We start from the raw sequence: 8627 nt of genomic DNA on the forward strand, positions 1-8627 counted from the left end.
ACTTCGTGCCACCGGTATCTACACCGACCGGCTGATCTACGAGCGGGGTGGCTGGTATTTCACGTCGCGCCAACTGGATTGGGATCTCGCGCCACGCGACAACGCGCTACCGGTGTAAGCGGTGACCACGGGCGTCCGTTACGAGTTCGCGTTCGGCAGCTACCAGGACGCGTTGCGCATGGTCGGTGTGCGTGGCGAGCCAAGGTTCGCGGGTACCGCGGTGAGCGCCGCCCGCATCCAGCATTTCGCGTCGATGGTGCAGGATGGCAACCCGTCGTACTGGGACGCCGAATTCGCCACCGAGGTCTGGGGCGGACTGGTCGCGCCGCCCGCCATGCTGATGGGCTGGCTCATCCCGCCGCCGTGGCTGCCCGCCGGCGAACGACCGGTCCCGTCGATCGCGATCCGCGTCCCGCTTCCCGGAACCACATACATAAATGCGTCCAACGACGTCGAACTCGTCACGCCGATTCTCGAAGGTGACCGGCTCAAACTCGTCGAAGAAGTCGTCTCGGTGTCTCCGGAGAAGCAAACGCGGGTCGGTATTGGGCATTTCGTCGAGACCTGCGACAGCTATTATCGCGAAGACGGCACCTTGGTTGCGACGAACCGAAACACGTTGTTCCGCTTCACCCCTGCGGAGGCGTCATGACGTCGCACCGCAGACTGACATGGAGCGAGATCACCGTGCCGGCCGACCTCGCCGAGGTCGTCGACGAGATCAGCTACCAGCGCGTGGTGATGAACCCGGGCGCCACCTGGGACTATTTCCCGGGCCACTACGATCCCCGGTACGCCGAAAGCCACGGGCATCCCACGATTTTCGTCAACACCCTGCACCTCGCCGGGTTCATCGACCGGATCGCCACCGACTGGGCGGGCCCATATAGCCGCGTGGTGCGGCGCAAGGTGTCGTTGGTCGGTTCGGTCTACGCGGGCGATTCCATGGTCGGCCGCGGCCGGGTGGTCAAAAAGCGCCGCGACGCCTCGCGTTGTCTCGTCGACCTCGAGATCGCCGTGTACAACCAGCGCGACGAATTGTGCTGCCCCGCCGAGGTCACGCTGGAGTTTCCGGCCTGCGACTAACCGCCGCTGAAGCGCGGCGGGCGGCGCTCGCGGAAAGCGGTGATGCCCTCCCGTGCGTCGTCGGTGTCATAGGCGGCGACTTGGTACGGCCACTCCAACTCGAGCTGCGCGAGGAAGGCGTTGTCAAGCGATCGCACCAGTGCGCGCTTCGCGAATTGCACCGCGATCGGGGCCTGCGCCGCGATCTGCTCGGCGTACGCCATGGCCTCGTCCATCAGGCGGTCATGCGGGACGACCCTTCGGACAAGGCCCAATTCTCGTGCTTCGCTGGCGCTCACCGAACGCCCGGTGTACATCACGTCCATCGCAGCCTCGAGTCCGATTGCCCGCGGCAACGTATAGCTGAGGCCCATCTCGGCGACAAGTCCGATGCGCACGAACGCGCTTGTGAAGCTGGCCCGCTCGGACGCCAGCCGAATGTCATGAAGCATGGCCAATGCGAAGCCACCACCGGCCGCGGCACCGTTGATCGCCGCGATGAGTGGCTTGTCGTAGTTCTTGATTGCCAGCGTTTCCCGGCCGATTCCCAGCCGGTCGAATGCGCGGTCGGCTGTGCTGAGCGTGCCAGTCAGCCCGAGCCTTTCGTGCATGAGCGCGTTCAACCCCTGCCGGGCGGTTTCGCCGCCGAGGTCACTCATGTCGGCACCGGCACTGAATGCATCGCCTTCGCCTGTGGTCACCCCTACGCGCACCGCGTCGTCCGTGCGGACCTCCTCCAGCGCGGCCAGGTACTCGCCGAGCAGCGCACCCGTCAACCCGTTCAGCGACTCGGGGCGATTGAGCCGGCAGACGAGCACCGCGCCGTGCCGCTCGGTGACGACGTCACTCATGGTGATCCCCAGCGGCTCAGTCGAGTGCCGGCAGCTTGCCGGCACTTACCGTCGACTGGATCTCGATGTACTCGGACAGTCCCTCGGCCCCGAACTCTCGTCCGATACCGGACTGCTTGAATCCGCCGAATGGACAGCTGGTGTCGAGCATGTACATGTTGATGCCGTACGTGCCGGTGCGGATCTCCGCGGCGATCTCCAGACCGTGCGCGGCGTCTGCCGTCCAGACCGAGCCGGCCAGCCCGTAGTCGCTGTCGTTGGCGATGCGGATCGCGTCGCTCTCCTCGGTGTAGCGCAGCACGGTCAGCACCGGGCCGAAGATCTCCTCGCGGGCGATCCGCATTTCGTTCGTCGCGTCCGCGAACAACGTGGGGCTGACGTACCAGCCTCGATCGAACGGTTTGTCGTTGCCGCCGAGCACGATTCGGGCTCCTTCGTCGACGCCGGACTGAATGTAGCCCCCCACGCGCTGCTGTTGGCGATGCGCGACAAGCGGTCCGACGTCGGTCGCCTCATCGGCGGGGTCGCCGACCTGCAGACCGGACATCATCTCGGCGAGCGCATCGACGACCTCGTCGTGCCTACGCTGGCTGACCAGGATCCGGGTCTGCGCCACGCAGGCCTGCCCGTTGTTCATCAGGCTCGCCATCTTCAACTGCTTGACGGTGTGGTCGATGTCGGCGTCATCGAGGATGATCGCCGCCGACTTGCCGCCCAGCTCCAAGCTGACCCGCTTGAGCTGCTCACCGCACAGCGCAGCGATGTGCCTGCCGGTCGCCGAGGATCCGGTGAACGAGATCTTGTCCACCCCCGGGTGGCGAACCAGGCTCTCGCCGGTCTCCCGGCCGCCGGGAACGATCGACACCACACCTTCCGGCAGATCGACCTCCTCCAGCATCTCGGCCAACCACATCGCATCCAGAGGTGTCTCCGGGGCCGGCTTGACCACCACGGTGCAGCCGGCGATCAGCGCTGGAATCAACTTCGGCATGATCAGGACCTGGGGGACGTTCCACGGCACGATTGCGCCGACCACGCCGACAGGGGCGTGGCGAACCTGGACCTCGCCGAACAAGCCCTGCCGTCGCTCGACCCAGGGAAACTCCTTGGCGGTGGCCAGGTTCAGGTGCATCTGTGCGACGGCCCCGGTCGCCTGCCCCAATCGGCTGAAGCTGCGCGGAGACCCCATCTCGGCGGTGATGAGGTCGGCCATCTCGTCGGACTGGGTGGTGTAGATGGCGGCCAGTTTCTCGATCTTCTCCATCCGGTCGGAAACCGCGAGCCGTGGCCACGGTCCATCGTCGAAAGCCTTGCGCGCAGCCTGGACGGCTCGGTCGACATCCTCGGGAGCGGCCTCCGGCGTCTCGCCGATCGGCTCCTCGGTGTGCGGGGAGATCACCGACAATCGCTGCCTTGTCGCCGGCGTTTGCCAGCGGCTGCCGATGAAGAGCTCGTCGTAAGCGAGGGATCTCACGTCACCGTCCGTCACGCTAAAGTTGCTATTACTGCTAACATAGCAAAAAAGGATCTGGGAGTGCGCTGTGGGCGATGACTGGCGTCGATATCCGTTCGAGTTGGTGCCGGGCGACCCGCAATTCACTTTTCCCGCCGCCGAAGCGAATCATCCGGACTGCGAGTCGGACACCTGGTTCCTCGCCGGCGAACTGACCGGTGAATCCGATCGCAAGTTCGCGTTCCTCTCGATCTTCAACAAGAACCGGCCCGGGCAGGCGATCGTCGCCGACTTCTACACGCTCGCGCTGTTCGATCTCGACAGCGGCACCTACGGAACCTACACGGACTACGACATGCCGTCGACCAATATGAAAAGCGGCGCCCACCCGAAGCTGTCGGTGGCCGACGATCACCTGGACATGTCCTACGCCAGCGGCGCGGGCACCGCCGTGTGGCGGACCTGCCGCGACGAACGGGACCGCCTGCTGCCCTACACCTACGACGTGCGGTTGTTCGGCAACGACCAGTCCGGCGCAGCGATGCGGCTGGACCTGCACGTCACGCCGTCGCGGGCGCCCGTTCCACTCGGCGCCGACGCGTACAACGGCGTCATCGAGTGCTTCGGGCAGGCGAACACGTACTCGTACCTCCAGACCGGCATGGCCATGACCGGGACGTTGTCGTGGGCAGGGTCGGAGCATGCGGTCACCGGAACGGCGGGACACGTCGACCGGCAGTGGTTTCCGTTGGTCGCCAACGGCGGAGGGACGAGCGGCGACATCCGCTCCCGTGCCCACGAGTGGCGCACCATCAACCTGGAAAACGGCATCGACCTCAGCATATGGCGGCAGTTCGATCGCACTGATCGCAATGCACTGCAACCGTTTTCGGGCGCGACGACGAGCTCGCCCGACGGCGGCGCCGATCCCGAGTACGCCGACGACATCGAGGTCACCGTTACCAGTTACGTGCGCTGGCCCGAGTCGGTCCGCACATTGGTCCCGCCACCGGCCGCGGCGCGGTACATGCCCGATCGCCATCGGCTGACGTCACGCAAGCTCGACTTGGACCTGACCGGGGAGCCGTTGGTTGCGGCCCCCGCGCACGCCCTGCCGCTGGAGTACATGGAAGGTCCATACCGCTACCACGGAACACTGCGCGGTCAGCCGGTCAGCGGGTTCGCCTTCTACGAACGGTCGCTTGCGCTGTATCGGGACTGGGAGCTCGTCGATGTATTGGCGGCGGCCGGGCCCGGCGAGCGGGATGAGGTCGCGCGGGTCATCGATGAACTCGGCGGCTGAGCTACCCGATTGCGTTCGTCCACGTCTGGTGGCGGTGCTGTAGTCCGGGTTCGTTGCGGCCGAACACCAGCTGCTCCCTGGCTCCCGACGAGAGATTGAACTGTAGCTTCTCGACCAGTGCATAGTCCTCGTCGCGGACGGTGCCATGGGCGTATTCGAACACCGCCTGCGCGCCCGCGGCGACGGACTCGTCGGAAAGGTCCAGCGGGGTCGAGTTCTGATGCACGGTGATCGACCGGCCGGGAACCTCGCCGGGGTAGATGCGGAACAGTTCGCCGTTGGCGATCGTCGCGGACAGCACAATGTTGGGGAACACGGCATAGATGACGACCATGTTCTGCAGCGGATCCCACTGCGCTTCGGGCACCTGCTCCAGGTCGAGGATGCCGTTGAGCGGGAACACCAGCCGATGATGCTGTCCGAACGAGTCGAACACGGTGCAGTTGCTGCGCGCGATGGTCGCGAAGGTGTTCTTGTGCACCGTCGCGAAGTGGTAGTTCTCCGCGAAGGTGTCGACCGCGAGCTTCCAGTTGATCGCCGAGTCCAAGACCTTCTCGCCCAGTGGTGACCAACGCCCGATGCCCCAGGCTTCCAGTTCGTCGGCCAGCGGCCCCAGGAAAGCGGGAATGTCGAGCGTCGCCTCCGGGTCGAGCGCCACCCAGAGAAAGCCCGCACATTCGGTCGCGGGCAGTTCGGTCAGTTGTGCCCCGCGCGAAGGCGTTTCGGGAAACCCTTCCTTGCCCGGCACACCGACCAGATTTCCGTCCAGGTCGTACGTCCACGCGTGGTAGGGGCAGGACAGCCGGCGGGCGGAACCGCATCCCGACGCGATCTGTGATTGCCGGTGCAGGCAGACGTTGTCGAACGCCTTCACCGACCCGTCCGGCGTTCGCGTCAGCAGAATGGACCGGCCCATCACGGTCTTGGTGCAGTACGACCCGGGCTTGGGCAGTTCGGACACGTAGCCGACGAGTTGTGGGCTGGCCGCCACCATCGCCGTGTCACGAGCGTGACGCTCTGCCGAGGTGTAGGAGTCCGCTCGGACTCTGTATTCGGACGGGGCCAGGTCGGTCGTCTTGTCCCGCGCCAGTTTGAGCGCACGACGCGTGAGGTCGACGAGCTGATCGCGATCCATGGCCGTATTTTACTGTTTTTATAAAGATTGTCACGACCGGGGTCGAACACTAATTGATCGTCACACCGGCATCGACCTTGAACTGCAGTCCGGTGACGAATCGTGATTCGTCGGATATCAGGAACAGCACCGCATTGCTGATATCAACTGGGTCAACGCATGGGGTGGGCATCGCGTTGATGAAGATCGGCACCAAGTCAGGTCGGTCTTCGGAAAGGGCGACTCCAAGGGACGACGGAATCATCCCGGTGGACGCCCCGGTCGGGAGTACCGAGTTGACCCGCACACTTTGTGCGGCTAGTTCGTTGGCCAGCGCCAACGTCAGCCCGACAACGCCGTGTTTAGCTGCGGTGTACGGCACCTGTAGCGGGTAACCCTTGATCGCCCCGGCCGAGCTGATGGTCACCAAGCTGCCGCCGCCCTGTGCGAGTAGATGCGGTATCGCCGCCGCGCATGTGTTCCACACTCCGATGAGGTTCACGTCGACGACTGTGCGCCAGTGCTCGGAAGTCGTTCTGTGCCACGGTCCACCCGTTAGCACGCCGGCATTGGCGACCGCCCCGTCCAACCCACCCAACTCGGCGACGCCCTCATCGACCGCTGATCGCAGCGCCACCTCGTCCCGGACATCGACGACGCGGCTCACACATCGGCGGCCGCGGTCGGTGACCAGCCGCACGGTCTCGGCCAGATCGTCCTCGGTGGCCAAGGCATATTCGATCTCGGGAAGGGACCTGCACAAGTCGACCAGAACAAGGTCTGCGCCCTCCTCGGCCAGTCTCAACGCGTGACTGCGCCCTAGACCGCGCGCGGCGCCGGTGATCAGCACTCGCTTGCCGGCGACCCGGCCAGTCGCGGACGCGCTCACCACATCAAGCCGCGAATGACTTCTGCCTGCGGAATGTCCTCGACGGCGATCAACCCCTTGGGTGCACGGCAGATCCAGTCGATCGCGTTGACCACTCGTGCCGCAGTCGAGAGACACCCCGCCTCGGTGACATCGAGCCCCGGGTGTGACACATGCGTGTTGAGTTCAACGCGGGGATCTCCTTCGACCACGACTCGATGGACGCCTGGGTGACCCTCGGGAGGGTAGGCCCATTCTGGTGCCGACGCGGCGGTAAGGCGAGTGATGTGTTCCATGGTGATCACCGGAACCCCGTCACGAACACCTTCGACCGCGAACTTGACTGCGGCCATCTGTCCAGGCTCCACGGTTGCCATCTTGCATTCGATCCGCTTGTCGGTGTACCACGGCTCAATTCGCTGGCGGAGCTCGTCGAGTTCCACCCCCAGCTGCTCGGCGAGGTTGCGCACCGCTCCGCCCCACATCGTGGTGAGGACGCCAGGTAGGAAGAGCATCGGTGTCTCGTCATCGGCGCTCACACCGAAACCCATTGACTTGCCAGTGAACTCGAAGTCGTCATAGTTGGCGTAGTCGAAGATCTCCTGCACGGTGATCGACCTGGCGCGTGTTACCAGGCTCAGTGCGGAGTGCACCTCGGTGTCGCCGGAGTAGCCGGGGTCGATGCCGTTGACGTACAGCGAGGCGTCGCCCGCTTCGCAGGCTTGTTCCAGCGGCACCCGCAGCCAATCGTCCGCCTGGCGCGGGGTTACCAGCCATACCATCGACGTCGCCGCGATGTTTATGCCCGCGGACAAGAACTTCGACATCTGCTCGATCACTTCCATCGGCCGTGTCTCACCCTGTGCGGTGTAGACCACACAGTCCGGCTTCAGCGCAATCAGCGCGTCGATGTCATCGGTCGCGATGATGCCGGTCGGCTCGGTCAACCCACACAGTTCGGCGGCGTCATGCCCGATCTTGTTCGGACTGGCGGCGTGCAGACCGACCAACTCCAGATCGGGGCGCCCGATGATCGCCTTCAACGAGTGAATCCCGACGTTTCCGGTGGAAAATTGAACTACTCTGCGCATCCTGTGTCCGTCCTTGATCAGTAGTCGGGAATTGGCAGCGGTGAATTATTGGTGTCAATGCCCTCCATCTCAATTGACTGCAGTCAATCACACATGCGCGTGCAAGACCAGAAGTTGCTATCGTCTCCAGCATGGCAGTGGTGGACAAGCCTTCGGCGCGCGATGCGAAGCGATTACAAACGCGGGAGCGACTGATGGGCGCGGCCATCGCCGAGTTCAAGCGATCGGGTATGGCCGAGGCGGACGTCGGCGCGATCGTCACCGCCGCGGGAGTTGCGCACGGCACCTTCTTCTTTCATTTCCCGACAAAGCAACACGTGTTGCTAGAACTCGAACGCCGCGAAGAGGAACGGATCGCCAAACAACTCGGCCGCTATGCGGAAACGAAGCGCAACCTCTCGTCGATCCTCACAGAGGCGGTGCGTCTGGTGTTGGGTCTGGAACGCCGTCTCGGGGCGGTGCTGTTCAAGGATTTTCTCGCATTGCACTTCTCGCAGACGCGGCCCACCGACGAGAGTAAGGAACACCCCGTCATCGTCAGGGTGGCGCAGGAGATCGAGCACGCCCAGCGGCTGGGCCACGTGGCATCCGACGTAAACCCCGTCAACAGCGCGGTGTTCTTTCTGCTGGGCCTCTATGCGATGTTGACCACCACTCACGATTGGCCTACGCAGAGCGAGATGCTCGATGACTATGTGATCAGAACACTGCGCGGTATTGAAGCCCACTAACTGATTGACTATAGTCAGTCTCCGCCGATGCTCGACGCCAGCCGATCGGTAGGAGGAGTCCTTGAACCCGCCCACGTCGACCACCACCAGCGGCCTCGACCAACACATGGAACAGTCGCGCCTCGCGCAGCGCCAGGCCGACAAGTGGCTG

General features: G+C 64.3%; 9 protein-coding genes and 1 pseudogene. 5 read left to right on the forward strand and 5 right to left on the reverse strand.

Translation table 11 applies throughout. The features are described 5' to 3' along the window. The 3 genes and pseudogenes from ACRDU5_RS01760 to ACRDU5_RS01770 all read left to right on the forward strand — a co-directional run. Window positions 1–118 (forward strand): annotated as a pseudogene (locus tag ACRDU5_RS01760) (nuclear transport factor 2 family protein); the annotation flags it as partial. Between the two features lie 60 nt (window positions 119–178). Then, a complete protein-coding gene (locus ACRDU5_RS01765) occupies window positions 179–652 on the forward strand; it encodes an FAS1-like dehydratase domain-containing protein (protein WP_526612503.1) in 474 nt (157 codons plus the stop codon). Beyond that, window positions 649–1086, forward strand: a complete 438-nt coding sequence (locus ACRDU5_RS01770; RefSeq protein ID WP_526612496.1) for a MaoC/PaaZ C-terminal domain-containing protein — start codon at window positions 649–651, stop codon at window positions 1084–1086. Before ACRDU5_RS01765 ends, ACRDU5_RS01770 begins: the two co-directional genes overlap by 4 nt. Here ACRDU5_RS01770 and ACRDU5_RS01775 read toward each other — a convergent pair. Then, on the reverse strand, window positions 1083–1916 hold the full coding sequence (locus tag ACRDU5_RS01775) for an enoyl-CoA hydratase/isomerase family protein (protein WP_526612497.1): 834 nt from the start codon (window positions 1914–1916) through the stop codon (window positions 1083–1085). The genes ACRDU5_RS01770 and ACRDU5_RS01775 overlap by 4 nt on opposite strands. A gap of 16 nt (window positions 1917–1932) precedes the next feature. Further along, window positions 1933–3390: an aldehyde dehydrogenase gene (locus tag ACRDU5_RS01780; protein ID WP_526612504.1), complete on the reverse strand. Its 1458-nt coding sequence runs from the start codon at window positions 3388–3390 to the stop codon at window positions 1933–1935. Between the two features lie 67 nt (window positions 3391–3457). Here ACRDU5_RS01780 and ACRDU5_RS01785 point away from each other — a divergent pair, with 67 nt between their 5' ends. Then, window positions 3458–4672: a lipocalin-like domain-containing protein gene (locus ACRDU5_RS01785; protein ID WP_526612498.1), complete on the forward strand. Its 1215-nt coding sequence runs from the start codon at window positions 3458–3460 to the stop codon at window positions 4670–4672. Window position 4673: 1 nt separating this feature from the next. Here ACRDU5_RS01785 and ACRDU5_RS01790 read toward each other — a convergent pair whose 3' ends face one another. The 3 genes from ACRDU5_RS01790 to ACRDU5_RS01800 are packed head-to-tail and all read right to left on the reverse strand — an operon-like array spanning window position 4674 to window position 7745. Continuing rightward, window positions 4674–5807 carry an aromatic ring-hydroxylating oxygenase subunit alpha gene (locus tag ACRDU5_RS01790; protein WP_526612499.1) on the reverse strand — a complete coding sequence of 378 codons (1134 nt, stop codon included), beginning with the start codon at window positions 5805–5807 and terminating at the stop codon, window positions 4674–4676. A gap of 49 nt (window positions 5808–5856) precedes the next feature. Next, window positions 5857–6675 carry a mycofactocin-coupled SDR family oxidoreductase gene (locus ACRDU5_RS01795; RefSeq protein WP_526612500.1) on the reverse strand — a complete coding sequence of 273 codons (819 nt, stop codon included), beginning with the start codon at window positions 6673–6675 and terminating at the stop codon, window positions 5857–5859. After that, entirely contained in the window at window positions 6672–7745 is a 1074-nt protein-coding gene (locus tag ACRDU5_RS01800) for an NAD(P)H-dependent amine dehydrogenase family protein (RefSeq protein WP_526612501.1), read from the reverse strand. Before ACRDU5_RS01800 ends, ACRDU5_RS01795 begins: the two co-directional genes overlap by 4 nt. A 131-nt stretch (window positions 7746–7876) precedes the next feature. Here ACRDU5_RS01800 and ACRDU5_RS01805 point away from each other — a divergent pair, with 131 nt between their 5' ends. Further along, window positions 7877–8476, forward strand: a complete 600-nt coding sequence (locus ACRDU5_RS01805; RefSeq protein ID WP_526612502.1) for a TetR/AcrR family transcriptional regulator — start codon at window positions 7877–7879, stop codon at window positions 8474–8476. Window positions 8477–8627: the final 151 nt, after the last annotated feature.

Source organism: Mycobacterium sp. (genome assembly GCF_050701515.1).
In the GTDB taxonomy this organism is placed as follows: Bacteria; Actinomycetota; Actinomycetes; order Mycobacteriales; family Mycobacteriaceae; genus Mycobacterium.

Bases quoted from the DNA above. Each gene is read 5' to 3' on its own strand.
- ACRDU5_RS01775 (WP_526612497.1), bottom strand. From the start codon at position 1,916: ATGAGTGACGTCGTCACCGAGCGGCACGGCGCGGTGCTCGTCTGCCGG.
- ACRDU5_RS01770 (WP_526612496.1), top strand. From the start codon at position 649: ATGACGTCGCACCGCAGACTGACATGGAGCGAGATCACCGTGCCGGCC.
- ACRDU5_RS01790 (WP_526612499.1), bottom strand. From the start codon at position 5,807: ATGGATCGCGATCAGCTCGTCGACCTCACGCGTCGTGCGCTCAAACTG.
- ACRDU5_RS01805 (WP_526612502.1), top strand. From the start codon at position 7,877: ATGGCAGTGGTGGACAAGCCTTCGGCGCGCGATGCGAAGCGATTACAA.
- ACRDU5_RS01765 (WP_526612503.1), top strand. From the start codon at position 179: ATGGTCGGTGTGCGTGGCGAGCCAAGGTTCGCGGGTACCGCGGTGAGC.
- ACRDU5_RS01800 (WP_526612501.1), bottom strand. From the start codon at position 7,745: ATGCGCAGAGTAGTTCAATTTTCCACCGGAAACGTCGGGATTCACTCG.